General features: G+C 63.0%; 17 protein-coding genes. 10 read left to right on the top strand and 7 right to left on the bottom strand.

What is annotated here, in order from left to right; genetic code table 11:
- The 3 genes from GC1_RS07245 to GC1_RS07235 all read left to right on the top strand — a co-directional run bounded on the left by GC1_RS07245 (position 1) and on the right by GC1_RS07235 (position 3,612).
- Positions 1-1,308, top strand: a complete 1,308-nt coding sequence (locus GC1_RS07245) for a dihydrolipoamide acetyltransferase family protein (protein WP_019296397.1) — start codon at positions 1-3, stop codon at positions 1,306-1,308.
- Positions 1,309-2,667 (top strand): dihydrolipoyl dehydrogenase, encoded by a 1,359-nt coding sequence (lpdA, locus tag GC1_RS07240; protein WP_019296396.1) that lies wholly within the window; start codon positions 1,309-1,311, stop codon positions 2,665-2,667.
- Between the two features lie 192 nt (positions 2,668-2,859).
- On the top strand, positions 2,860-3,612 hold the full coding sequence (locus GC1_RS07235; protein WP_019296395.1) for a Crp/Fnr family transcriptional regulator: 753 nt from the start codon (positions 2,860-2,862) through the stop codon (positions 3,610-3,612).
- 10 nt (positions 3,613-3,622) lie between these two features.
- Here GC1_RS07235 and GC1_RS07230 read toward each other — a convergent pair whose 3' ends face one another.
- The gene (locus GC1_RS07230; RefSeq protein WP_019296394.1) at positions 3,623-4,039 is read right to left on the bottom strand and encodes a CBS domain-containing protein; all 417 of its coding nucleotides are present in this window, start codon (positions 4,037-4,039) and stop codon (positions 3,623-3,625) included.
- Between the two features lie 284 nt (positions 4,040-4,323).
- Between GC1_RS07230 and GC1_RS07225 the strand changes: the two genes are divergently transcribed.
- The gene (locus GC1_RS07225; RefSeq protein ID WP_019296393.1) at positions 4,324-5,166 is read left to right on the top strand and encodes a universal stress protein; all 843 of its coding nucleotides are present in this window, start codon (positions 4,324-4,326) and stop codon (positions 5,164-5,166) included.
- A gap of 465 nt (positions 5,167-5,631) precedes the next feature.
- Here GC1_RS07225 and GC1_RS07220 read toward each other — a convergent pair whose 3' ends face one another.
- Positions 5,632-6,405, bottom strand: coding sequence for a FadR/GntR family transcriptional regulator (locus tag GC1_RS07220; protein WP_029204832.1), 774 nt, complete (start codon positions 6,403-6,405; stop codon positions 5,632-5,634).
- 330 nt (positions 6,406-6,735) lie between these two features.
- Here GC1_RS07220 and GC1_RS07215 point away from each other — a divergent pair, with 330 nt between their 5' ends.
- The 3 genes from GC1_RS07215 to dld all read left to right on the top strand — a co-directional run bounded on the left by GC1_RS07215 (position 6,736) and on the right by dld (position 11,680).
- Complete coding sequence (locus GC1_RS07215; protein WP_019296391.1) at positions 6,736-7,788, top strand: TRAP transporter substrate-binding protein; 1,053 nt, start codon at positions 6,736-6,738, stop codon at positions 7,786-7,788.
- A gap of 123 nt (positions 7,789-7,911) precedes the next feature.
- A complete protein-coding gene (locus GC1_RS07210; protein ID WP_019296390.1) occupies positions 7,912-9,978 on the top strand; it encodes a TRAP transporter large permease subunit in 2,067 nt (688 codons plus the stop codon).
- Between the two features lie 19 nt (positions 9,979-9,997).
- Entirely contained in the window at positions 9,998-11,680 is a 1,683-nt protein-coding gene (gene dld, locus GC1_RS07205) for a D-lactate dehydrogenase (RefSeq protein WP_019296389.1), read from the top strand.
- Positions 11,681-11,799: 119 nt separating this feature from the next.
- On the opposite strand, the gene speB is transcribed toward dld, so the two are convergent.
- Positions 11,800-12,765 (bottom strand): agmatinase, encoded by a 966-nt coding sequence (speB, locus tag GC1_RS07200; RefSeq protein WP_019296388.1) that lies wholly within the window; start codon positions 12,763-12,765, stop codon positions 11,800-11,802.
- Positions 12,766-13,206: 441 nt separating this feature from the next.
- Here speB and GC1_RS07195 point away from each other — a divergent pair, with 441 nt between their 5' ends.
- Complete coding sequence (locus GC1_RS07195; protein WP_019296387.1) at positions 13,207-14,112, top strand: LysR family transcriptional regulator; 906 nt, start codon at positions 13,207-13,209, stop codon at positions 14,110-14,112.
- Between the two features lie 99 nt (positions 14,113-14,211).
- Here the strand turns inward: GC1_RS07195 and GC1_RS07190 are convergent, their stop codons facing one another.
- From GC1_RS07190 to GC1_RS07175, 4 genes are all read right to left on the bottom strand, one after another.
- Positions 14,212-15,237, bottom strand: a complete 1,026-nt coding sequence (locus GC1_RS07190) for an adenylate/guanylate cyclase domain-containing protein (protein ID WP_019296386.1) — start codon at positions 15,235-15,237, stop codon at positions 14,212-14,214.
- Complete coding sequence (locus GC1_RS07185) at positions 15,230-15,565, bottom strand: Hpt domain-containing protein (protein WP_019296385.1); 336 nt, start codon at positions 15,563-15,565, stop codon at positions 15,230-15,232. The genes GC1_RS07190 and GC1_RS07185 overlap by 8 nt, the downstream gene beginning before the upstream one ends.
- The gene (locus GC1_RS21880; RefSeq protein ID WP_019296384.1) at positions 15,562-20,373 is read right to left on the bottom strand and encodes a GAF domain-containing protein; all 4,812 of its coding nucleotides are present in this window, start codon (positions 20,371-20,373) and stop codon (positions 15,562-15,564) included. The genes GC1_RS07185 and GC1_RS21880 overlap by 4 nt, the downstream gene beginning before the upstream one ends.
- 322 nt (positions 20,374-20,695) lie before the next feature.
- Positions 20,696-21,778, bottom strand: a complete 1,083-nt coding sequence (locus GC1_RS07175; protein ID WP_019296383.1) for a substrate-binding domain-containing protein — start codon at positions 21,776-21,778, stop codon at positions 20,696-20,698.
- Between the two features lie 110 nt (positions 21,779-21,888).
- Here GC1_RS07175 and GC1_RS07170 point away from each other — a divergent pair, with 110 nt between their 5' ends.
- On the top strand, positions 21,889-24,204 hold the full coding sequence (locus GC1_RS07170) for a DUF1989 domain-containing protein (RefSeq protein WP_152612446.1): 2,316 nt from the start codon (positions 21,889-21,891) through the stop codon (positions 24,202-24,204).
- A gap of 37 nt (positions 24,205-24,241) precedes the next feature.
- Entirely contained in the window at positions 24,242-25,210 is a 969-nt protein-coding gene (locus GC1_RS07165; protein ID WP_019296381.1) for an ABC transporter substrate-binding protein, read from the top strand.
- The last annotated feature ends 56 nt before the right edge of the window (positions 25,211-25,266 follow it).

Raw genomic sequence — 25,266 nt, 5'->3', positions numbered from 1 at the left:
ATGGGTGTGTTTGCGATGCGCCTTCCCGATGTCGGGGAAGGCATTGCCGAGGCGGAACTGACAGAATGGCACGTCAAGCCCGGCGATATCGTGCGCGAGGACGATATCCTGGCGGCGGTGATGACGGACAAGGCCGCGGTCGAGGTGCCCTCAGCGGTTTCCGGCAAGGTACTGGAACTGGGCGGCGAGATCGGCCAGATGATGGCGATCGGCTCCGTGCTGATCCGGATCGAGGTCGAGGGAGAGGGCAACGAGACGCCCGGCTCTGCCTCTGTCTCTGACACAGCCAAACCCGCCGCCCCGGCGCCGCAGCCTACGCCGGACCCGGAGGAAGCGGCGCAGCCGGCGGCTGAGGAAGCACCGCAGCCGGCGCCTGCAAAGGCCCCTGCCCCGGCTGCCGCCAAGAAACCCGGCCACCGCTTGCCCCGGCCCGAGGGTGCCAAGCCGCTGGCCGCACCGTCCGTGCGGGCGCGGGCGCGCTCCGAAGGCGTCGACCTGCGCCATGTGCCCGGCACCGGCCCAGGCGGGCGGATCAGCCAAGAGGATCTGGACAGCTGGATCGAATCCGGCGGCATCCGCCAGGGCAGCGTCACCCGCGGCCGCAACACCGGCGTCGAGGAGCAGCGCGTCATCGGCATGCGCCGCAAGATCGCCGAGAAGATGGCACTGTCCAAACGCAACATCCCGCATATCACCATCGTCGAAGAGGTGGAGATGGGCGCGCTGGAGGATCTGCGCGCGGCGCTCAACAAGAAGCACGAGGGCAGCCGCCCCAAGCTGACCCTCCTGCCCTTCCTGATGCGCGCCATCGTCGAGGCGGTGCGTGAACAGCCCGGCCTCAACGCGCGTTTTGATGATGAGGACGGCGTGATCTACCGCCACGGCGGCGTCCACATCGGTATCGCCACCCAGACGCCTCAGGGCCTCAACGTGCCGGTGCTGCACCATGCCGAGGCAAACAGCCTGTGGGACAACGCAGGCGAGCTTGCCCGGCTGGCCGAGGCCGCCCGCGACGGCTCGATCAAGCGCGAGGAGCTGACCGGCGGCACCATCACCATCACTTCGCTGGGGCCGCTCGGCGCAATTGCCACCACTCCGATCATCAACCACCCGGAGGTGGCAATTGTCGGCGTCAACAAGATGCAGATCCGCCCGGTCTGGGACGGCCAGCAATTCCGCCCCCGCAAGATGATGAACATCTCCTGCTCCTTCGATCACCGGGTGGTCGACGGCTGGGACGCGGCGGTGTTCGTGCAGAAACTGAAATCCCTGCTGGAAACTCCGGCCATGCTGTTTGTCGAGGGCTAAATGACTGACCTTAAATGCAAATTGATGATCATCGGCGCAGGCCCCGGCGGCTATGTCTGCGCAATCCGCGCGGGCCAGCTGGGCGTCGACACCATTGTGGTGGACGAGGCCAACCCCGGCGGCACCTGCCTCAACGTGGGTTGCATCCCCTCCAAGGCGCTGATCCACGCCGCGGATGAGTTCCACAAGATGGCGCACGCGGCCGATGGGCCGCTTGGCATTTCCGCAGGCACGCCGGAGATCGACCTGAGCCGGACAATGGTCTGGAAGGACGGCATCGTGAAGCGGCTGACCGGCGGCGTCAGCGGCCTGATGCGCAAGGCGGGCGTGCGCGTGGTCGAAGGCCGCGCGCGTTTCCTCGACGGCAAGACCGTCGCGGTGAAAAACGGTGACGAAACCACCCAGATCCGCGCCGAGCGCATCGTGATCGCCTCCGGCTCTGCGCCGGTGGAACTGCCCGCCCTGCCCTTCGGCGGCGATATCCTGTCCTCGACCGGGGCGCTGTCGCTGCAGGCGGTGCCGGAAACCCTCGCCGTCGTTGGCGCGGGCTATATCGGGCTGGAGCTGGGCACAGCCTTTGCCAAGCTCGGCACCAAGGTCACCGTGGTCGAGGCCGAGGACCGCATTCTGCCGCTTTACGATGCGGCCCTGACCCGGCCCGTCGCCAAACGGCTGGAGGCCCTGGGCGTCAAGGTGATGACCGGCGCCCGCGCCGAAGGCTATGTCGGCGGCGTTCTGGCCTCCAGCCAGGGCGGGATCGAGGCCGGCAAGGTCCTTGTGACCATCGGCCGCCGCCCCCGCACCGAGGGCATCGGCATCGATGAGCTGGCGCTGACCCTGAACGGCCCCTTCATCCGCATCGACAAGACCTGCCAGACCTCGATGCGCGGCATCTACGCCATCGGCGACGTCACCGGCGAGCCGATGCTGGCGCACCGCGCCATGGCCCAGGGTGAAATGGTGGCCGAACATGCCGCGGGCCACGCCGTGGAATGGGACAAGCGCGCCATTCCCGCCGTCTGCTTCACCGACCCCGAGATTGTCACCTGCGGCGCCCTGCCGGGCGAAGTGGAGGGCAGCAGCAGCACCGAGTTCCCCTTTGCCGCCAATGGCCGGGCGATGACGACAGAGCGCGAGGATGGCTTCATCCGCGTTGTCTGGCGCGACGCCGACCGCGCGGTGCTGGGGCTGCAGGCGGTTGGCGCCGGTGTCTCAGAGCTGTCGGCCGCCTTTTCGCTGGCCATCGAAATGGGCGCCTGCCTGGAAGACATCGCCGCAACCATCCACGCCCACCCGACCCAGTCGGAAGGCCTGCAGGAGGCCTGCCTGCGCGCGCTGGGGCACGCGCTGCACATCTGAGACCCGCGGGGGCGCAGACGCCGCGCCCTCGCCCCCAGGACCGCCCCGTCCCGTCGACAGAATCGCTTTGCGGGCGTAACGTCGCTGTTGCACTGTGACACCGGGCCCGCCCCAGCACGCCGCAGCCCACCGCCTGCGCGCAGCGGCCTCCGGACCGGAACCCGTACTGCATTTGCGACAGGAAACGTTTCTGTGACCAAGGAAGGCCCGATCCCGCCCCGGAACGCCGATGTCACCTGCCTGCGCATCGGTGCCATGGATTTTGACGGCAGCGACCCCGCGCTGCACAGCTTCCGCAAGAACATCCAGACCGTGCCGGCCAACCGGCTGCTGCTGCAGGACGGCGAAGACAGCGGCAAGATCATCATCGTAATCGACGGCTGGCTGGCGACCTCGAAATCCTCAATGAACGGCGAGGTGCAGCTGATCGATTTCCTGTTGCCGGGGGATGCAGCGGATCCAACCTCCGCGGACGGGAAAACAGCCGGCCTCAGCATCGAGGCGGTGACGGACGCTCTGGTCTGCGTCATCCCCCTGCCCGCCTGGCACGCGATGCTGGCGGCCTCGCCGCGGCTGGCGCGGGCAAATGAAATTGTCCAGGCCGCCGAACGCACCCGGCTGTCCGAACGCATGCTGCGCCTGGGCCGCGGCAGCGCCCAAAGCCGTATCGCCTATGCTTTGATTGAACTGTGCCTGCGGCTGAAACCGCTGGGCTTGTCCGAGAATTGCGCGTTCCACCTGCCGCTGACCCAGCAGCACATCGGCGACTTTACCGGCCTGACGGCGGTGCATGTCTGCCGCACCCTGCGCCGCTTTGTCAGAAACGGGCTTGTTGATACCGCCGATCACATGGACATCCGGATCAATGATCTCTCCGTCCTGGCAGAGGTTGCAGGCACCGACCCTGACCGGCTGGCGACCGAGATCACCCCGGTTCTGGGCTAAGCCCCCGCGCCTAGCGGTATTCGGCAATTTCCCCCAGCGCTTCGCCCGCCAGCTGTTCCGAGGCATGCACGGCAATGTCGGTGATCGACAGCAGCCCTGCCAGCCGCCCCTCCTCATCCAGCACCGGCAGCCGCCGGATCTGGTGGTCCCCCATCAGGGCCGCCGCTGCCTCGACGGTGTCCTCGGCCTGGCAGCAGACCACCCCGGGGGTCATGACAGCCGCAACCGGCAGCCCCTCCAGCGCGCTGTCTTGGCCCGCCAGCGCCAGAACCAGATCCCGGTCCGTGAGTATGCCCACAACCCGGCCCTCCTCGACCACCGGCAGCACCCCTATGCCAAGGTTTTGCATCTGCTGTACCGCGCTGCCGACACTGTCCTGCGGCGCCGCAAAGCGCGCGGGCACGGTCATGATCTCATGTACAAGCATGGGCCTATCCTTTCTGGACCGCCCCCGGCCTGCTCCTGTCTTGCCGCCTGCCGGCTGAATGCGCCAAGGGCCGCCTTCAGTTTCCTCCGAAACCGGGTGAGTCGCTACCCTTCCAGCCTCGGCCAGCGCCGCCGCCGGTGCATTAACCGGGGTAAACGCCCCCTGCCCCGTGCGTCAGCCCTTGACCGCGGTCAAGGGAGCTGGCGGCTGAACCTGCTATAAGCCACTGGCGGCCCCGGGCACGCACATACCGCGCCCTGGCCGCCACACCGGGAGGAGATGCCATGAGCTACAAGACCATTCTGGCCTGCCTGACATCGGAGTTTGCCGCCAGACGGCTGCTGCCCGCGGCCTGCGGCCTGGCCGTGCGGTTCGATGCCCATCTGACCGGGCTGCACACGCGGGAGGCTTTTGTGCCCTACTCCGGCATTGCCATCGCCGCAGACGAAATCACCATCGGGGATTTCAGCAGTCGGGTGTCAGAAGAAGACCGCAAGATCGAAAAGCTGTTCAAGGCCGCAGCGGATCAAACCGGCTGCATTTCGGAATGGCGCTCGCAGGCCGCCCGCTCACCGGATGCCGCGGATGAGCTGCGGGAGTCCGCCATCCGCTCCGATCTGACCGTGGCCCTTTTCCCGGACGCGGAGCGGGAACGGTTCGACCAAAGAGGGTTCCAGAAGGATCTAGTTGCCAACAGCGGCCGCCCGCTGCTGCTGCTGCCGAATGACTGGGGCGATCAACCCATCGGCACCCGGGTTCTGGCAGCCTGGAAACCCTCCCGCGAAGCGGCCCGCGCCCTGCACGACGGGCTGCCGTTCCTGAAGGACGCGGCCTTTGCAGAGGTCGTCACAATCGAGGAGCACCCGCACACCTACGCCGATACCTCCACCGAAGGGCACGAGATCGCGCGTGTGCTGTCCCGCCACGGGGTGACGGCAGAAGTACGGGACATTCCGGACGGTGAACACCCCGCAGGACTCTGCCTGCTGATGGAGGCGGCCAGCCAGCAATGCGACCTCTTGATCATGGGCGGCTACGGCCATTCCAGGCTGCACCGGCTGATCTTCGGCGATGCCTCCGAGCACGTGCTGCAAGAGGCACGGATCCCGGTGCTGATGTCCAGCTGAACACGGCCGCAATGACCGCACAGGACACCCGGCGCCAACTGGCAGCGCCGGGCCAGTTTCAGCGGCCTTGTCAGCTAGCTGATGTCAGGCTGAGTTTACCGGTGATGGCGAAGTTCACCTCTGGTACTGTCGGGCCGTGTCCATACGTTCAGCGTCCATTCGCACAACCTGAGCCAGCAGTCCCGTCCGGGGCGAAATCGAGCCCTTTCAGCTCACCAAATTGCATACCAGTCACTGCCGCTGCCTGTTGGCTCGCACTGAGATGAAGAAAGTTGGAAGTGTGGTTCGTAAACGATTGAAAAAAATGTGACCAATGGTTGGAGAGATTTTGCATAAGATTTTGATTTATTGTGAAAAATGGCAACTCTCAAGGGCTCGTCAATTTTCTTTGAAGTCAGTATGCCGCGCCTTTGCAGCTGACTTGACGCCGCTCGGCTATGCCCTTTGGCGGCACAGGCTAGAAACCTACCTCGTCAGCTGCCGCCGCTTTGCGGCGCGGATCTCGCGGGCTTGCTGCTCCTGGCCGGCACGGAAGGATTCCTCAACGAAATCCATATGCCGCCGTGCAGCGGTCTCGGCGCGGTCCGGGTTGCCGTCGATGATCGCCTGGGCAATCTCTTTGTGCTGTTTCAGCAGCTCCGCGCCGGTGCCATCCATCGTGCGCAGGAATTCCCGGTTGTAGAACACCCCCTGCCGGGTCAGGTCGTAGACCGAGGCCATCATGTGGATCAGCGTGGTGTTCTGGCTGGCGTCGACCACTGCGGTGTGCAATCGGAAGTCGGCCTCCTGGCTGGCGTCCTGATCGTCCTGCTCCCAGGCGGTCTGCATATCGGCGACGATCTCGGCGAGTCGTGCCTTGTCAGAGTCTGTGGCACGGGTGGCGGCCAGGCGGCTGGCGAAGGCCTCCTGCTCGCGGCGGTATTCGAGGTAGTCGTAAAAGGCGCCGCCGTGGCGGGTGTAGAGCGACAGGAGCGCGGGGGACATGGCCCGCCCGGTGAGCGGCGCGATGAAGGTGCCCTCGCCATGGCGGACATTGACCAGGCCGCGGCTTTCCAGCGTTTGCAGTGCCTCGCGCAGCTTGGGGCGCGACACCCCCATGGCCTCTGCCAGCTCCCGCTCGGAGGGCAATTTGCGGCCTTCCTTGAGGATGCCGTCGACGATCATCGCCTCAATCTGCTCGACCACGGCATCGGCAATTGATTCGTGTCCAACGGGGTCAAACGGGCGGATGTCGGTCATGGCGTCCACTTAGATGCTGGGAAACCTCGAAACAGAGGTCATTCTGAAACTTTACCACTGCCCCGAAAAACTGCAAGCTGATGTACCCAGAAATACGGATATCCGGGGTTGATACAATAGCATGAAAGAAAACAATCTTTTCTGAACCTGCCTTCAAAGTGCGGAAAAAACATGCGGTTTTGTACGCTTCACGTTCCCGCGGACAGTCACCTCAGTGGTAAATAAAGTTGTTGACTGAATTGTTTGGTCAACAATATTTACCAGTCATACCGCATCAGCGGTTGGAATTGCGGCCGGAGGAGCGGCCGGACTGAACCCGGAGGAGACCCCATGAAAAAGACCCTGACTTCGCTGGCCGTGGCCGCATCGCTGCTGGCAGCCCCTGCCGCGCAGGCCGCTGACAAGCTGCTGCTCAAGACCCCGATTGCCTTTTCGACCGCGCTGCCGGGCCTCGGCACGCCGATCCCGCGGGTGGCAGAGCAGCTGGACCTGATGTCCGGCGGCAGCCTGAAGATGAAAGTCTATGAGCCCGGCAAACTGGTGCCGCCGTTCGAGATCCTGGATGCGGTGTCCTCGGGCAAGATCAACTCCGGCTACACCACCGCCGGCTACTGGGCGGGCAAGATCCCGGCTGCGCCGCTGTTCTCTGCCGTGCCGTTCGGGCCGGAGGCGGGCGAATACATGGCCTGGCTCTACTATGGCAACGGCATGACCCTGTATCAGGAGATGTACGATCAGGCGGGATACAATGTGAAGGTGCTGCCCTGCGCGGTGATCGCGCCGGAGACCTCCGGCTGGTTCGCCAAGGAGATCAACAGCGCCGAGGACCTGAACGGCCTGAAGATGCGTTTCTTTGGCCTCGGCGGCAAGGTGATGCAAAAGCTGGGCGTGGCGACATCGCTGCTGCCCGGCGGCGAGATCTTCCCGGCGCTGGAGAAGGGCGCCATCGACGCAACCGAGTTCTCGATGCCTGCGATCGACGCCCGTTTGGGCTTCCACAAGCTGGTAAAATACAACTACTTCCCCGGCTGGCACCAGCAGGCCACCGTGTTTGAACTGCTGGTCAACAAGGATGTCTGGAACGAGGCCAGCGCCCAGCACAAGGCCATCATCGAAAATGCCTGCAAGGCCTCGATGGCCGACAGCTTTGCCGAAGGCGAGGCGATCCAGCACGCGGCGCTGATCGACAACGTCGAAAACAACGGCGTCCACATCAAGCAGTGGGACGCGCAGATGCTGGAGCTGTTCCGCGCCACCTGGGATGAGGTTGCCGCGGAAGAGGCCACCAACGACCAGTTCTTCGGCCGGGTGCTGCTGGACATGCAAACCTTCCGCGAAGGCTATGCGGTCTGGAAGGAAAACGCATTCCTCCCGCGCAAGTAAGCCGCTTGCGCAACCTCGGGGCGGCCATATTCCCGCCGCCCCGCTTTCCCTGATTTTCGTCATTTCCCTGACTGACACGGGCGCATTCACGTCCGCGCACGCCACGTTCCGGAGGAGGAAACCATGGCTGAGAATCTGCACCTGCAGGACGACCCGATCGAACGCTACGAAGAGATCCTTGAGCATGGCGACGAGGACCGGCAGCAGCTGGCGGTGTGGATCGACAACGCGGTCAAGGGCACCGGAAATCTAGTGATGTGGGCCAACCTGCTGCTGGTGCTGGCCGTCGTCTCGCAGGTCGCCTTGCGCTACATGCTGAACCAGAACTATCCCAAGCTGGACGAGATCCAGTGGCATTTCTACGGGCTGGTGACGATGATCGGCATTTCCTATGCGCTGGTCACCGACAGCCACGTGCGGGTCGATGTTCTGCATATGCAGCTGAGCCGCCGCGCCCGGCGGATCATCGAGGTGATCGGCATCCTGACCCTGCTGGTGCCGTTCATCTATCTGATGATCGATCAGGGCTATGATTATTTTTACGAAAGCTGGCGGGTGAGCGAACGTTCCGACAGCCCCACCGGCCTGCCGGCCCGCTGGGCGCTGAAGGCGGTAATCCCCTTGAGCTTTGTCCTTCTGGCGGCGGCGGCGCTGGCGCGGCTGATCCATGACGGACACGCGCTGCTGGCAGGCCCGGCAGAGGAGCGCGCTGGCAAAAGCCTGCGTCTGGTGATCTGGGCGCTTGTCGGTTTTGCCATTGTGGCCACCGCGCTGACCTTTCTGGTGGAGACCACCGAGGAAAAGCTGGTCATCGCCATGTTCCTCACCTTCATTGCGCTGTTGTTCACCGGCTTTCCGGTGGCCTGGACGCTGGCTGGTGTGGGCGTGGCCTATTGCGGGCTGGCCTATCTGTTCGACAACGGAATGATGAATTGGACCGGGCTGGAGGAAACCCTGACCGGGCTGGACTATCTGACGCTGGGTGCGGTGGTGAACCGGGTCTATGCCACCATGTCGAACGCGGTGCTGGTGGCGCTGCCGATGTTCATCTTCATGGGTCTGATGCTGGATGAAAGCGGCGTGGCGGAACGGCTGATGACCGCAATGCAGCGGCTGTTCGGCACCGTGCGCGGCGGGCTGGCGATCACCGTCACTATGATCGGCATCATCCTGGCGGCCTCCACCGGCATTATCGGCGCCTCGGTGGTGCTGCTGGGCGTCTTGTCGCTGCCGTCGATGATGGAGCAGAAGTATTCGCCGGCGCTGGCGGCCGGCGTGGTCTCGGCCTCCGGCACGCTGGGCATTCTGATCCCGCCCTCGATCATGCTGGTGATCATGGCCGACCAGATGGCGCTGAGCGTGGGGGACCTGTTCATGGCGGCGGTGTTTCCGGGCGTGATCATCGGCGCGCTCTACCTCACCTATATCTTCGTGATTGCGCTGATCAAACGCGACGTCGCGCCGGTGCCTGCGGGGGCCAAGCGCCCGGACTGGGCGGCGGTCAAGGACGTGCTGATTGCGGTGCTGCCGACGCTGGGGCTGATTCTGGCCGTGTTAGGCTCTATCTTTGCGGGCCTCACCACGCCGACCGAGGCGTCGGGCGTCGGTGCCCTGGGGGCGACGCTGCTGGCGCTTGGCTACCGCAAGCTGACCCTGGCGAAGCTGGTCAATGTGCTCAAGGCGACCTTCAACACCACCGCCTATATCTTTGCGATCTTCCTCGGCGCCACGGTGTTTTCCTATGTGCTGCGGGAGCTGGGCGGTGATGCGCTGATCGAGGAGATGATCCAGGGCACCGGCTTTGGCCCCGAGGGCACCGTCTTCATGATCCTGTTCATCGTGTTCCTCTTGGGGTTTGTGCTGGACTGGATCGAGATCACCCTGATCGTGCTGCCGCTGATGCGCCCGATCGTGAACGGCCTTGGCCTCGACATCCCCGGTTTTGGTGCCATTGATGAGCCGGCGCTGGTGTGGTTCGTGATCCTGGTGGCGGTGACGCTGCAGACCTCCTTCCTGACGCCGCCGGTTGGCTTTGCGCTGTTCTACCTCAAGGGCGTCTGCCCGCCGGAGATCCGCCTAGGCCATATCTACAAGGGCATCATTCCCTTCGTGCTGCTGCAGCTGACCGGGCTGATGTTTGTCTACCTGTGGCCGGCGCTGGCAACCTGGCTGCCATCTGTGGCTTACTGAGCAGGGGAGGGCGGATGTCATGAGTGTTGCAGAGCTGATCCGTGAACTGAAATCCATCTGCGGGCGCCGCCATGTGCTGACCGGCGACCGCGCCACACGGCGGTTCCGCAAGGGGTTCCGCTCCGGCGAAGGGGAGGCGCTGGCGGTTGTCCGGCCTGCAACCCTGCTGGAGCAATGGAAGGTGCTGCAGGCCTGTGTCGCTGCGGACAAGATCGTCATCATGCAGGCGGCCAACACCGGGCTGACCGAAGGCTCCACCCCCAAAGGCAGCTATGACCGCGATGTGGTGCTGATCAACACCCGGCGGATGGACCAGCTGCAGCTGCTGGAGGGCGGCAAACAGGTGGTGAGCTTCCCGGGCAGCACCCTGTTTGCGCTGGAAAAGCTGCTGGCGCCGCTGGGCCGCCAGCCGCATTCGGTGATCGGCTCCTCCTGCATCGGGGCGTCGATTGTGGGCGGGGTCTGCAACAACTCCGGCGGGTCGCTGGTAGAGCGGGGGCCGTCCTATACCGAGCTGTCGCTGTTTGCTCGCATTACCGGGGACGGCCAGCTGGAGCTGGTTAACCACCTGGGCATAAATCTGGGCGCCAGCCCGGAGGAGATCCTGACCCGACTGCAACGCGGCGATTACCGCCCTGAGGATGTTGAGACCGGCAACCGGAAAGCCTCCGACACCTCCTATGCGCGCAGGGTTAGAGACATCGACGCGCCGACCCCGGCGCGGTTCAATGCCGACAAGTCGCGGCTTTACGAGGCTGCGGGCTGTGCGGGCAAGCTGGCGGTCTTTGCGGTGCGGCTGGATACCTACGCCAAGAATGCTGAGGAGCTGACTTTCTATGTCGGCAGCCAAACCACCGCGGCGCTGACCGCCCTGCGCCGCCGCATCCTGGCGGAGTTTGCCACCCTGCCGGTGAGCGCCGAATACATGCACAGGGATGTCTTTGACTTGTCGGACCGCTATGGCAAGGACACCATGGTGATGATCGACAAGTTGGGCACAGACCGGCTGCCGGTGTTCTTTGCCCTGAAGGGCGCGGTGGATGCGCGGCTGGCGGGCATTCCCGGCCTGGGCAATCTGACCGACCGGGTGATGCAGATGCTGTTGCGCCTGTGGCCGGACATCCTGCCGCGGCGGATGCGGGCGTTCCGCCAGTCCCACCCGCATCACCTGATCCTCAAAATGCGCGATGGCGGCATCGCCGAGGCCCGCGCGCTGCTGGATAAAATGGCGGGGGACGGCGACCTCAGCTACTTCGAATGCACCCCGCGCGAGGCCAAGATGGCAGGGCTGCACCGCTTTGCCGCGGCCGGCGCCGCGGTGCGCTATATGGCCGTGCACCGGGCAGAGGTGGAGGACATCATCGCCCTGGACATCGCCCTGCGCCGCAACGATCAGGACTGGTTCGAGGAGCTGCCGCCGGAGATCGGGGATCAGCTGGTCAGCAGGCTCTATTACGGGCATTTCATGTGCCACGTGCTGCATCAGGATTACATCGTGAAGAAGGGGGCAGACGTGAAAGCGCTGAAGGACGCGATGCTGGCACTGCTGGACAAACGCGGGGTGGAATACCCGGCTGAGCACAACGTCGGCCATCTGTACCCGGCCAAACCGGACCTGGCGGCGTTCTACAAAACGGTAGATCCCACAAACAGCATGAATCCCGGAATCGGCAAAATGTCCCGGAACAAACACTACGCCTGAAACGGTGCTGTTGTTGCAGGTAAACGGAGCGCTCGCTTGTTGGCAAGAGGCCTGATGCACAGATGCCGACACGCCCCGGCTGACACCGGGGCTGAATTTGCAGGCGCCTCGGGAGGGGCTTATGCCTTGTTGTGGAAGATAAAGCCGATGAAGTTCAGCAAAAGCTGGGCCGCCAGGATCTGGGTGCTTTCGGAGGGGTCATAGGCCGGGGCCACTTCAACAAGGTCGATTCCGACAACTTCGCCGCGTTTGCTGAGTCCCTGCAAGATTTCCAGCACGTCGTAGTATTGGAAGCCTCCGTGACTGGGGGTACCAGTTCCGGGTGCGATCGACGGACAGAAGGCGTCGATGTCGATGGTCACGTAGTAGCGTGCACCTGCGGGGATGCGATCCAGCACGGCGTCCGTCCCCAGCTTGCGCACCTGGCGCACCGAGAGGATGTCCGAGCCGCGTTCACGCGCGTCGATATAGCCTTCCTTGGCAGTTGATGACACATTGCGGATGCCCAGCTGAGTCATGCCGGAGACGTATTCCTTTTCGATCGCGCGGCGCATCGGGTTGCCGTGGCCATCGGTGACGCCCTTGCGCTCGTCGACAAAGTCCAGATGGGCGTCGATTTGGACCAAATGGAGAGAGCCGTTCCTGGCGCAGTCCTCGGCAAAGGCGTTGATACATGGGATGTTGACGGAATGGTCGCCACCGATAGTGACGGGCAGTGCGCCTGCATCCAAGATTTTCCTTACGGCGTATTCGATGTTGGCGTGGCTTTCCTCGGTCTTAGTGTGAATAATGTCGGCATCACCCAGGTCGACGATGCGCACGTCCTCACCCAGGTACGTGGCATCATCTTCGTGATCATAGGCGCCGGCATGACCGAAACTGAACAACGTCGAAGCTTCGCGCACAGCCCGTGGGCCGAACCGCGCGCCTGAGCGGAACTGGCAGCCGAAATCAAACGGGGCGCCCAGGATTGCCACATCGGCGTCGATGCTGTCCCAATCCTCGACATAGGGTTTCTTGCCGAAGGTGGCGATGCCGACAAAGGGCAGGTTCAGGCGGCCGGATTCGTAACCGTGTCCAGACATATGATTCTCCGAATTTCTCAATGATAGACCGGCTCCGGAAGGAGCAGGACGATTTGCGGAAAGGCGTCCGTCCGCTGCCTGCTGAATGGTCTCCGCCATGGAGACGAGCTTACCCATCGGGCAGACCTCCAAGGAAACGCAGCCGGCGGCGCGTTCGTGAAGCGCCATTGAACTCCTGCTCGTGGGTGTTCGTGATTAAGTCCGGAAGCTTCACTATGGCGAATTCCAGTCCACAAAAAAGCAAGGGCGGGGGCCGGGCATAGCAAAGGTGAAGCTGCCAGTTTTAAGTCATTGTTCATGTGAGTGCCCTTACCCTTTACGTTTTTGACGGGGTCTTGAGAGACATCACCACAGTGTGCAGTGTGGCAAAATATTATGTTGCATATCTTCACATGAGAATTTTTTATGTAATTAGCGCGCTTCACAGGGACCACACTGACTATGAAACTGCTGCGCAACACTTTGCTGGAAACCTTTGTCACTGTAGTTGAGTGCGGCGGGTTCTCCGATGCGCAATATGCCCTTGGGATCACACAGTCCGCGATCAGTGTTCGTATCCGCGACCTGGAAACCTCTCTCGGTTACCGGGTTTGCGAACGCGGCCGTGGCGGGTTCCGGCTGACGGAACGCGGCGCGATCGCTTATCAGAAGGCACGTGATATGCTGCGCAGTGCCCGCGATTTCGATGCAGAGCTTCTGGAGCTGCGTAATACTCTTGCCGGGGACCTGCGAGTCGGGATGGTGGATGCAATCGACAGCTTGCCAGACCTTGATCTGGTCAAGGCATTGCAGCGGTTCTTATCTCGGCCGAATGAAGTCAGAATTAAGATGGTGGTTGCCTCCCCCACGGATCTGACGCAGCAGCTGATTATGGGTGAGCTTGATGCGGCCTTCGCGCCGTTCCGTCATCAGGTGCCAGAGCTTACTTATGTGCCGCTATGCGCTGAAGAGCACCGTCTGTATTGCGCACCGGGGCATCCCCTCTTTGAGCAACAGGACAAGGAGGCCAGCCTAGAAACCATCTTTCAGTACCAGTTGTGCCAGCGCTCTTACGATATGCTGGTATCGCCCGACCTAGGAACACCGGAACCAAAGGCCGTCGTCGCCAATATGGAAGCGATGGCAATGCTGATCGAAACCGGTCATTTTCTGGGGCCGCTGCCAAAACACTTTGCTGATAGCCGGGTAGCAGAAGGCAAACTCAAAGAGGTCAGGAACAAGCAGCTGCGTTGGAATTCGACCTTCTATTTGGCAACACGCCGCGGTCAGATCCCGCGATATGCAGTAGAGCTATTTGTTCAAGATATTTTGCACGTCTGCCGTGACGCCGGCAATCCGCCGGTTTGAAGCACGTTTTTTCTGCAGCGGAAGCTTTGCATAGTTCTGTCCTTGATCAGGCCTTTTTCAAATTCGGCGGCCCAGCGGACTCGGCGACTTGCAACTGGGTCAAAGAGCGAAAATATCCAGCGCTTCTGAGAACCCCTTGAACTCCACTTGCTCAATCTTCTCAGCTTTGGCGGAGTCCGGCAGGCCGTTCCGGGTTTGCTCGTCAATCAGTATTCTGCGGCAGGCAATCTTGGTATGCGCCTCCAGACGGGCCGCCAGATTGACGGTTTTCCCAACGCATGTGTAGGCGGCCCGGTCGTCCGTGCCGGCATAACCCGCCACCACTTCGCCGGTGGCAATGCCGGCCCCCAGCCGGATTTCCGGCGCGCCCGCCGCGCGCTGCTCCTGGTTCAGAACCGTGATCATGCCGAACATTTCCCCGGCCGCTGCCACCGCGCTTTGCGCCGGGTTTGCCAGAGGCTGCGGCGCGCCGAAAAGCGCCATCAGCCCGTCGCCAATCATCAGGTTCACGATGCCGCCGTTGCTGCTGACGGCGTCGAACATCAGCGTGTAATAGGTGTTCAGCAGCTCGATGGTGGCCTCCGGCGGCAGATCTTCGGACAAAGCCGTGAAATCGCGTATGTCGCAGAACAGGACCGATGCGGTGAGCCGCTTGCCCCCAATGGAAAAACCGGAGTTCTGCAGGTCCAGCGCCACCTCGTGGGTTGCAAACCGGTCCAGCAGCCGCTTTTGCTCATCCCGCAGGCGCTTCTTTTCCAGGCTCGAGCTGAGCCGGGCGCCCAGCAGAACCTGGTTCACGGGTTTTGGGAGGTAGTCTTCCGCGCCCAATTCGATGCAGCGCACGATATTTTCCAGCCCTTCCAGCGAAGAGGTGACAATCACTGGCATATCGCGCAGATCCGGTGCCGCCTTGATTGCCGCCAGCACTTCGAAGCCGTCCATCTCGGGCATTTCAATGTCCAGCAGGATCAGGTCAAAGGTTTCGGCCCTGAGCCGCTCCATCGCGACCTTGCCGTTTTCCGCGGCCTCGGAGCGGTGCCCCAGCAGCTCGACATTGCGCGCCAGCAGCAGCCGGTTGACCTTGTTGTCGTCCACAATCAGCACATGCCCCAGCGCCTCAGCCATCCAGCAGCCCCCGCAGCGCGGCATCCGCGCGGGTGTATACCCTATCCAGCGCGGCAAGATCCGGTGCCGGGCCGCCAAGCCCGGACAGTTCCATCTGCCGTGCCAGTGCCGCAAGCGCAGTGGCGCCGAAGGTGTTTGCGTTGGACTTGAGCGAATGCGCGGCGCGGCGGAAAGCGTCGCCATCGCCGGCCGCCGCCGCCTGTTTCAGCTGTGCGATCATGCCCGGCGCCTCTTCCAGAAAGGTGGCGGCCAGTTCTGCCGCGAAATCCGCGCCGGTGGCGGCCTGCAGCTCTGCAAAGACAGCGGGGTCCAGGGGGCTGGCGCTCATGGCGTCTCCTTTCCGCGCGGTTGAATGCCTTCCAGCGCCTCGATCAGCCGTTCGACGCGGATGGGTTTAGCAATGTAGCCGTCCATACCCGCTTCGAGGCACATCTCCCGGTCGCCTTGCATCGCATTTGCGGTCATCGCGATGATCGCGGGCCTGCCGTCCTGCGGATATGCGCCGGTGATCCGCCGCGAGGCTTCCAGCCCGTCCATTTCAGGCATCTGCACATCCATCAGCACCACATCGTAGACCTGGCGTGCCACGCTTTCCAGCGCCTCGATCCCGTTGCTGGCAAGGTCGGCGCGGTAGCCCATCTGCTCCAGCAGCCGGACCGCCAGCTTCTGGTTAACCAGATTGTCCTCTGCCAGCAGGATCCGCAGCGGGTGGCGCGCGGCCATTTCCGGATCGGCTGCCGGTTTGCCGCCCGTGCCGGCCCTTGCCGCAGGCACAGCCGACGGCGCAAACAGCCCGGCCAGCGTATCGAACAGTTGCGACTGGCGCAGCGGCTTGGCCAGACAGGCCGCAAACAGCCCCTCTTCCGCACCGGTGCCGCGATCCCCAAGGCTACTGAACAGCACCAGCGGCAGGTCCTTGTTCGTCGCCCTGATCCGGCGCGCCAGTGCCACCCCGTCCATTCCGGGCATGTGCATGTCCAGGATCGCCAGGTCGAATTCAGCATCCTTCGCCAGCACCTCCAGCGCCGCACCGGCTGAGGCCACGGCGGTTGTCTGCGTCCCCCATTTGCGGGTCTGCGCCGTCAGGATTCTCCGGTTGGTTTCGTTGTCATCCACCATCAGGATGCGCTTGCCAGCCAATTCCGGCTGTTGGCCCAGCAAGCTGCGGGCCGCCGGTTTCGGCATCCCTGCCGGTTCCACCAGGATGGTGAAGCTGAACACCGATCCCCTGCCCGGCCCCTCGCTGGCCGCCTGCATCGTGCCGCCCATCAGTTCTGCCAGCCGTTTCGAAATCGCCAGCCCCAGCCCGGTGCCGCCGTATTTGCGCGTGGTTGAGGAATCCGCCTGGCTGAAGGACTGGAACAGGCGGCTCATCCCCTCCGCGGAAAGGCCGATGCCGGTATCGCGGACATCGAAATGCAGCTTTACCCGGCCATCTGCAGGCGGGTCCGACGTTACCGACAGCACCACCTCGCCGGTGTCGGTGAACTTAACCGCGTTGGACAGGAGGTTGAGCAGAATCTGCCGCAGCCGGGTCAGGTCGGCGCTGATGGCAGGCGGCACGCTGTCGTCCATGACATAGGCAACATCCAGCTGCTTTTTCGCAGCTCGCCCGCTGATCAGGTCCAAGGAGGTTTCGATGCAGTCGCGCAGATCGAAAGGGTGCGCCTCGATGGCCATCTGGCCCGCCTCGATCTTGGAAAAATCGAGGATTTCGTTGATGATCCCCAGCAGCGCGTCGCCGCTGTCGCGGATGGTGCGGGCATAGTCGGCCTGCTCAACGTTCAGTTCGGTGTCCATCAGCAGCCCGCTCATGCCGATCACCGCGTTCATCGGGGTGCGGATTTCGTGGCTCATCGTGGCCAGGAACGCGCTTTTGGCCTCATTCGCTTTCTCTGCCGCGGCGCGGGCCTCCTGCACCTCCTGGAACAGGCGGACGTTGCCGATGGCGATCACCGCCTGGTCGGCAAAGGATTCTGCCATTGCAATTTCATCCCGGGAGAACGCCCGCGCTGCCTTGCGGATGAATCCCAGGCCGCCGATGCACACCCCGTCCCGCAGCAAGGGCAGCATCAAGGAGGAGCGGAAGCCGCTGGCGTGATAGATCCGCCAGTCCATCGGGGGAAGCTCCACCTTTGACCAGTCGGGAATGTGCAGGATCTTCTTGCCTGTATAGGACTGCGACGGAAAGTTCTGTGCTGGGTCGACGGGATGCCGGGTCTGGCTGATTTCAGTTTCCACACCGGCAGGCGTTGCGACCGCAGTCTGCCAGAACGCCTTGCCATCGCATTCGGTCACAATCGCCAGATCGCAGGAAATCAATGAGATCGCCAGGCGCACGATCTCGTCGAACACCGGCTTGGTGTCGGTCGGTGATTTGCTGATCACCCGCAGCACATCAGCACTGGCCGTCTGGCGCGCCAGGGCCGACTGGGTCTCGTTGAACATGCGCGTATTCTGAATGGCGATGACCGCCTGGTCGCAGAAGCTCTCTGCCAGCCGGACCTGCTCGCCGGTGAAGGCGCGTTTGCTGTCCGCACGCGAAAACGCCAGCACCCCGACGCAATCGCCGTCGCGGAGCAACGGCAGGTACAGGCAGGACTGCAGGCCGAATTTTTCCACCGTTGCGACTTCATGCGGGGGCAGGTCCGTTTCGGCGAAGTCCGGAACATGCACCATCTTTCCAGTCACAAAGACCTGGCTAGGAAAATTGAGCTTGGGGTCAATCAGCACCGGATCGGGATTCAAAGTGTCCATCGGCCCGTCTCTGCGCATTCCCGCGGCCGGGGAGAAATGATCCCCATTCCGGATCAGCACTGCGGCCCCGTCGCAGTCTAGCAGCCGCACCCCTGCCGCTGCGATCGCCAGAAAAACCGGTTTTGCATCCTCCTGCGCACTGCTGATCACTCGCAGGATATCGGCGCTGGCAGTTTGGCGGACCAGCGCATTCTGCAAGTCCGTGAACAGCCGCGCATTGCTCAACGCAATCACTGCCTGCGCCGCAAAGGTTTCAAACAGGGCGATCTGCTTGGTGCTGAAGGCATTCCTGCGGACATGGGCCAGTGTGATCACGCCGATGGTTTTGCCGTTCTTGATCAGCGGCACACCGAGGCTGGACAGGAAGCCGCCCTTGCGCGCCTGCTCCCGCCAGCCGTAGTCAGGATCGGCCTCGATGTCGGGTATGTAGATTGTTCGGCCTGTCAATGCGGCCCTGCCGGTTGTCGTCGCCATCCCCGGCACGAATTCCTGCTGAGCCAGAATCTCCTCAAAGATGTCATTCGCATTGTGGGTGACGGCCACGTCATAGGCGCCGCTCTCTTCGTTCAGCAGCGCCACATAGGCCACCTCAGGGCTGCAAATCCGCACAGCGACTTTGAGCACCGCTTCAAGAACCGGCTCCAGCTCATTCGGCGAACGCGAGATAACGCTGAGCACTTCTGATGTCGCGGTCTGATACTCTAGCGCCTCGCTCAGCTCTGCGGTGCGCGCCCGCACCTCTTCGAATAGCCGGGTGTTACTGATTGCAATTACCGCTTGAGAGGCAAAGGTCTCCAACAGGCCCAGTTGTTTTTTGGAAAAGGCCCGCTGCTGGCTGTGCGCCATCACGATCACCCCGAGGACCACACCGTCCTTGATCAGAGGCACCCCCAGCGTGCTTCTGAAATTGCCAATTCCCGCCGCTTCCTTCCAAGTGTAGCTGTCGTCATTTAGCGTATCCGCAATATACACTGTCCTGGCAGTCAAAGCCGTCCGGCCGATACAGCTGCCTTCCCCCGGTGCAATCGGGTTGTCTTCAAGATAGCGAAGAAACCGAGGCCGTACGTTGTGGGACCGGCTGATCCTGTACAGCCCGTCTGTTGCGTCCAGCATTGCAAAAAACGCATATTCAGGATCGCACAGCCGGGAGGCCACCTGGAGGATAGAGTCCAGCACTGGCTCCAGTTCGCTCGGCGACCGTGAGATCACACTCAGCACTTCCGATGTCGCGGTCTGATACTCTAGCGCTTCGCTCAGCTCAGCCGTGCGCATTTGTACTTCCTCGAACAGCTGCGTGTTGCTGATCGCTATCACCGCCTGCGCCGCAAAGGTTTCTAAAAGGCTGATTTGCTTCTCCGTGAAAGCTCCGGTCTGTTCGTGGCCAAGGGTTATGACACCCGCCACGACACCTTCCTTGATCAGCGGCACCCCCAGCGCCGACCGGAAATTTCCCTGCTTGGCGGCGGCTTTCCATTTGAACTCCGCGTCGGCTTCGGTGTCCCTGATATACACTGTTTTCTGCAGCAGCGCCGTTCTCCCCGTGCAACTGCCGGCCTCTGGCTCAAACGCCTGCTCCGCAAGGAACCCGCGGAATTCCGGCGTCATGCCATGCGCCGCTGCGATCCTGTATTTGCCGTCGGGATCCAGCAGTGTCGCATAGGCCGTCTGCGGTTTGCAGATGTCAGAGGCTACTTTCAGAATGACGTCAAGCACCGGCCGGATCTCATTGGGCGAGCGGGAGATCACACCCAGCACCTCAGATGTCGCGGTTTGATGCGTCAGCGCTTCCTTAGTGTCTCTGAATAGCCGCGCATTGCTGATGGCGATGCTGGCCTGTTCGGCAAAGGTTTCCAGCAAGCTGATGTCAGTTGCCAGAGCAGCCTTTCCTGTTGGCCACCCCAGAACAAGAACGCCCCATATGCCTGGCCCAGCCTTGACCGGAATAGCGGCCATCTCCTTGTAGCCGAACTGACGCGCGGTCTTGTGATCGTAATAGTCCGGCGCCTGGGCATCGGTCAGATGAACCGTGCGGCCCGTTCGGATAGCCGGCCCGGAAATGGAACCGGCAGCTGGCGGTGCCGGATAATTGGCCAGGTAACCGTCCATGAACGCCTGCGTGAAGCCGTGGCTTGCGCAGTAGTGGATCATGCCGTCGCTGCAGCGCCACAGCATGCAGAACCGTGCGCCGCACAACTCGGTGGCGCTTTTTACAATGATGTCGAAAACCGGCTGAATGTCTTCCCGCGACTGTCCGATGACCTTTAGGATTGCGGCGGTGGCGGCAAACCGTGCCTTTTCCTGCGCCAGCTGCTTCTCAAGTGCTTTGATAGCATCTGCAGGAGTGATCTGCGGCTCTGACTGCGTTCTGCGGTATCCCATCAAAAAGCAAAATCCGGTTGCCGGCAGCCTGGTGCCAATTCAGGATTCTGCCTAGGGCTGATACTAAAAACATAGCGGATCCCCCGCAGTTATCACAGATTTTGTTTAAGCCCTCACTTGCCGCGTTTTCGGCATGCTTATCATTTTGCCAGATGCCGGGCAGGCAATCGGCCAAAATTCGACCGCACCGTCGGACATCTGCGGCGTGCAAGGGGACATGGTGCAAAGTAGAGAACCCAACGCAAATAGCATGCGTGGCCAATGAAATGGCTGTCTAAGGGGAAGGAGATGCGGGAACGGACACCGTTTACTTGCAGCGGTTTCAGGCAGTGCCCGGAATGGATTGCCCATCCGAATCTGAACCATCCCTATTGCCAGTGCCAGGCTTGGCAGCTGCCGATAAGAACGCTGTCGAATCCCTGACCACCAGTTTTGATTTCAACAAGCTGGGCGTGGGCGCCTGTTGGGTTTCTACCCATGAGGCTATTGCGTCTGCCGCCGCTGTGCCCATCCGCGACACCGGCAAGTGGACGGTGGTCAGCGCGGGAAACAAATGGGCTGACGCGGCCAAGTCGTCGAGCCCCATCACCGATTTTTCCTGTGGTACAGCCACACCCTCGCGCTGAAGCTCAAACAGCACGCCCGACGCCAGCACGTCCGACAGGCACAGAACAGCGCTTGGCTGCTCCTCCGCCTGCAGGATGCCGCGGCCCGCTTCGCAGCCGCCAGCAATGGACAAAGGGACTTCATGGAAACTCAGGTCAGGCTTCGGGCTGTGACCCTCGAGCCCGGCAATGCGCGATCGCGTCCGGTCGTTGCTGGAACTTGGTCCATGCACCACCGCGATCCGGCGGTGGCCCAGATCCGTCAGATGGGTGAGAGCGGTACGGGCCGCTGCTGCGTTATCATATCCGATAGTGGGCAGACGGTAGCCCGGATCATAGAACGATGTGGAAACCGTCGCCAGCTGACAGCGTTCGATCAGGCTGTAGAACTGCGGCGCGTGGGTAATACCGGACACGATCAGCCCCTCCGCGCCGATATCGACCAGTCCCTTGGCTTTCTCCGCCTCCTGGGCAGGGTCATTGTCGGTTGTCGCCACCACCAGCGACAGCCGGTGCGCCGCCAGTCGGCTTTCCATGCTGGCCAGCACCCGGGCAAAGATGGCGTTGTCCAGCGTCGGCACAAGCGCCCCGACAAACCGTGTGCGCCCGGTATTGATCGCGCGGGCGGCAGCGCTCGGCACCCAGTGCAGGCTATTCATCGCCTCTTCCACCCGCTTCCGGGTCGCCTCGGCCACGGTTTCCGGTGCGTTCATGACGCGGGAAACGGTGGCGACTGAGACGCCCGCCGCCGCCGCAACATCCCGCAAATTGGCGCGTTTCCGGTTGGTGCTCCGCTGCATTCCGCCTGCCTTCCTTTGCCGGTTCCGGTTCGTCCTTAATGAAATTCTTGACACATGTAACTGGTTTCATCAACCATGTAACCAGTTACATAACCAGATTCGGCATGAAAATGACCCGCTACGCAGTCCTGCGCGACTTCGACAACATGGGGTTCAGTACCCCCGCCCGCTCCTTCCCCGGCTTCCCCAAGCCCCGCGAAGGCGTGACGCACCGCCTCGCCCCCCGCCAAGGCCTGATGCAGGAGATGCGGCCGGGGAATCTGCTGTCGCTGACCGGGTCGGGATGCCAGATCGCTGCCTTTGGCGCCGGGGGCTGCCCGGCTTTGCATGCGCTGGGGCTGAACGCAGATGGCACGCTGCACCTGGCGGAATGCGATCCCGGCGCGCTTCTGGGCTGGATCAACGCCCGCGGCGGCGACAGCGCCGACGCAATCCCCGCCTGCACCCTCACCGCCGCGGAGGAGCCGCTGATCCTGAAAGCCGCGGCCAGGGCCACGGTCTGGATCTTCCGCACCGCACTGCCGCACGACCTGGTGCACGGCACCGTTTCAGGCGGGTTGGAGATCACTTGGCAGCCCGGACCGGGCTCCGCTCCGCTACTGCCGCCACTGCTGGGCGACACCCGCGACGAATTCACCGTCAGCCGCGGCACCGGCTGCGCCTACGAGGTGAAGAAAGGCGAGATCATCCAGATCATCGACGTGGAGGGGCAGCAGTGTTCTGACTTCACCGCCTTCCGCGCCACCGGGCTGGAGCGCGGCGAGGAGCTGATGATTGACAGCACCGCCACCCGCTCGATGGTGCGCCGCGCCTACCCGGGGCCGGGATTGCTGGACAAGTTCTTCGATCCCGGCATGCACCCGATGCTGAACGTGATCCAGGACACCTGCGGCCGCCATGACACATTCGGCCTCGCCTGCACCGCGCGCGGGTACGAGGAGCGCGGCTTCCCCGGCCATGTGAACTGCTCTGACAACATGTCCCGCGCGCTGGCGCCTTACGGCGTGGCGCCGCGCGCGGCCTGGCCTGCGATCAATTTCTTCTGGAACACCTGGGTCGATCCCAATTCGCACCACATCCTGACCGAGGAATCCCACTCCCGTCCCGGCGACTACGTGGCGATGCGAGCGCTGGAAGACCTGGTCTGCGTCTCAACCGCCTGCCCGGACGACATTGACCCGATTAACGGCTGGAACCCGACGGACGTGCACGTCCGCATCTACCGCCCCGAAACACCTCTGCGCCGCGCTGTTGCCTACCGCGAGAAGGAAGACGCCCCGATGTCGATCAGCCAGAATTCCGCCTTTCACGAGCGGCTGGAGCCGCTGACCCAGCATTTTGCCCCCGCGCGTGATCTCTGGGCGCCGGTGAGTTTCCCGTCGCATGGCACCACAGGCGAATACTGGGCCTGCCGCAATGCAGTGACGCTGCAGGACATGAGCGGGCTGCGCAAATACGACATCGCCGGCCCCGACGCCGAAGTGCTGCTGCAGCAGGCCACGACCCGCAACGTCGCCAAACTGGCGGTGTGGCGCGGCTCCTATACGCTGATGTGCGACCAGGCTGGAACGGTGATCGACGACGGCACCCTGTTCCGGCTCGCCCCCGACCTGTTCCGCTGGTGCTGCGGCTCCGAGGAAAGCGGCCGGGTGCTGGAGACGCTGGCGCAGCAGATGGGCCTGCAGGTCCGCATCCACGACATGCGCGGCGCGATGCCGAACCTGGCGATCCAAGGCCCCAGGTCGCGCGACCTCCTACGCAAGATCGCCTTCACCCAGCCGCATGTGCCGCAGCTGGACCAGCTCAAATGGTTCGGCGTCACCGTGGCGCGGCTGCACGACCGCGAGGGTGCGCCCTTCATGCTGTCCCGTTCCGGCTACACCGGCGAGCTGGGCTATGAGATCTTCTGCTCCCAGGCGCATGCGCTGGAAATCTGGGACGCGGTGATGGAGGCAGGCGGGGAATTCGGGATCACCCCGATGGGCTCCGCCGCGTTGGAGGTCATCCGCATTGAGGCCGGGCTGGCCGCCGCCAACGCCGAATTCGCACCGGGCGTGGATGCGTTTGAGGCAGGCCTCGGTTTTGCCGTCGACCTGACCAAAGCCGATTTCACCGGCAAGGCGGCGCTGGAGCGCAACGCGCGCGAGCCGCGCCGGCTGCTCAAGGGCCTGCTGCTGGGCTGCAATGACGTGCCGCTGCACGGCAGCCCGGTCTATGCCGGCGAACGGCAGGTCGGCTCCGTCACCTCCGCTACCCGCTCACCCTCTCTGGAACACGCCATCGCCATCGCCCGGCTGGGTGTCGAGCACGCGGAAAACGGCACCCGGCTGGAAATCGGCCAGCTCGACGGCCGGATGAAACGCCTCGGTGCCACCGTCACGGATATTCCTTTCATAGACCCGCAGCGCAAGCGGGCGCGCGCCTGAGGCGCTTGAAACAAACACCAACAGGAGAGAGAAAACGATGAAAAATATCATCTTCGTCACCGCCGTTACCGCCCTGGGCGCAGCTGCGGCCACTAGTGCCACGGCACAGGAGAAAGTCATGGTGGGTGAGCCCAGCTGGCCCGGCGCCAAGATCATGAGCCGGATCATCGGCCAGGTGATCGAAAGCCGCCTCGGCAGCGAGGCCGGCTATGCCCCCGGCGCCAACGCGGTGATCTTCGCCTCGATGGACGGCGGCCGCGGCGATATCGACGTGCACCCGGATGTCTGGCTGCCGAACCAGGCCTCCTTCACCGATGAATATGTCGATCAGAAAGGCTCCGTGGCCCTCTCTTCTGGCAGCTACGAGGGCCGCGCAGGCATCTGTGTGCCCAACTACATGGTGGAGAAACACAACATCAAATCGATCTTCGACCTTGCCACTCCCGAAGCACAGGCGCTGTTTGACAGCGACGGTGACGGCATGGGCGAGGTCTGGGTCGGCGCCTCCGGCTGGGCCTCGACCAACACCTTCAAGGTGCGGGTGCGCGACTACGGCATCGAAACCTTCCTGACCCCGACCACCGAAGACGAAACCGTGTTCTACTCCCGCCTCAAGGATCTGGTCGACCAGGAGAAAGGCGCCGCCTTCTACTGCTACGCGCCGCACTATGTGCACGCGCTCTATGACGTGACCATCCTGGAAGAGCCGGAGCATGACGCAGCCACCTACAAGATGGTGCAGCCGGATCAGGATGCCGATTGGTACAACAACTCGCACATCTCCACCGGCGAGCCGGTCAAGACCGTGACCGTGGCCTATTCCAGCTCCTTGAAGGACCGCAACCCGGCCGCTGCCTCCTTCCTGTCCAGCATCGACATGAGCGCCGAAGCCCTGTCCGAACTCACCTACGAGGTGGTGGTCAAAGGCAATGAGATCGACGCGGTTGTTGCAGACTGGATCGCCGACAATGGCGGTACCGTCGATACCTGGCTTGGCCTGAAATAACACGCCCTCCCACACGCGCGCTCCGGCGGCGGCCTGCCGCCGGGGCACCTTCATTA

Source organism: Leisingera sp. ANG1, assembly GCF_000203975.2.
Taxonomy (GTDB): domain Bacteria; phylum Pseudomonadota; class Alphaproteobacteria; order Rhodobacterales; family Rhodobacteraceae; genus Leisingera.
Note: the sequence above shows the minus strand (reverse complement) of the source record. Positions and strands in the feature narration are given on the sequence as shown.

What these genes read in the sequence shown, in the direction of transcription:
- GC1_RS07225 (WP_019296393.1), top strand. Translation starts at nt 4,324, where the DNA reads ATGAGCTACAAGACCATTCTGGCCTGCCTGACATCGGAGTTTGCCGCC.
- GC1_RS07175 (WP_019296383.1), bottom strand. Translation starts at nt 21,778, where the DNA reads ATGCAGCGGAGCACCAACCGGAAACGCGCCAATTTGCGGGATGTTGCG.
- GC1_RS07165 (WP_019296381.1), top strand. Translation starts at nt 24,242, where the DNA reads ATGAAAAATATCATCTTCGTCACCGCCGTTACCGCCCTGGGCGCAGCT.
- GC1_RS07220 (WP_029204832.1), bottom strand. Translation starts at nt 6,405, where the DNA reads ATGACCGACATCCGCCCGTTTGACCCCGTTGGACACGAATCAATTGCC.
- GC1_RS07210 (WP_019296390.1), top strand. Translation starts at nt 7,912, where the DNA reads ATGGCTGAGAATCTGCACCTGCAGGACGACCCGATCGAACGCTACGAA.
- lpdA (WP_019296396.1), top strand. Translation starts at nt 1,309, where the DNA reads ATGACTGACCTTAAATGCAAATTGATGATCATCGGCGCAGGCCCCGGC.
- GC1_RS21880 (WP_019296384.1), bottom strand. Translation starts at nt 20,373, where the DNA reads ATGGGATACCGCAGAACGCAGTCAGAGCCGCAGATCACTCCTGCAGAT.
- GC1_RS07190 (WP_019296386.1), bottom strand. Translation starts at nt 15,237, where the DNA reads ATGGCTGAGGCGCTGGGGCATGTGCTGATTGTGGACGACAACAAGGTC.
- GC1_RS07245 (WP_019296397.1), top strand. Translation starts at nt 1, where the DNA reads ATGGGTGTGTTTGCGATGCGCCTTCCCGATGTCGGGGAAGGCATTGCC.
- dld (WP_019296389.1), top strand. Translation starts at nt 9,998, where the DNA reads ATGAGTGTTGCAGAGCTGATCCGTGAACTGAAATCCATCTGCGGGCGC.
- speB (WP_019296388.1), bottom strand. Translation starts at nt 12,765, where the DNA reads ATGTCTGGACACGGTTACGAATCCGGCCGCCTGAACCTGCCCTTTGTC.
- GC1_RS07215 (WP_019296391.1), top strand. Translation starts at nt 6,736, where the DNA reads ATGAAAAAGACCCTGACTTCGCTGGCCGTGGCCGCATCGCTGCTGGCA.
- GC1_RS07230 (WP_019296394.1), bottom strand. Translation starts at nt 4,039, where the DNA reads ATGCTTGTACATGAGATCATGACCGTGCCCGCGCGCTTTGCGGCGCCG.
- GC1_RS07185 (WP_019296385.1), bottom strand. Translation starts at nt 15,565, where the DNA reads ATGAGCGCCAGCCCCCTGGACCCCGCTGTCTTTGCAGAGCTGCAGGCC.
- GC1_RS07195 (WP_019296387.1), top strand. Translation starts at nt 13,207, where the DNA reads ATGAAACTGCTGCGCAACACTTTGCTGGAAACCTTTGTCACTGTAGTT.
- GC1_RS07170 (WP_152612446.1), top strand. Translation starts at nt 21,889, where the DNA reads ATGACCCGCTACGCAGTCCTGCGCGACTTCGACAACATGGGGTTCAGT.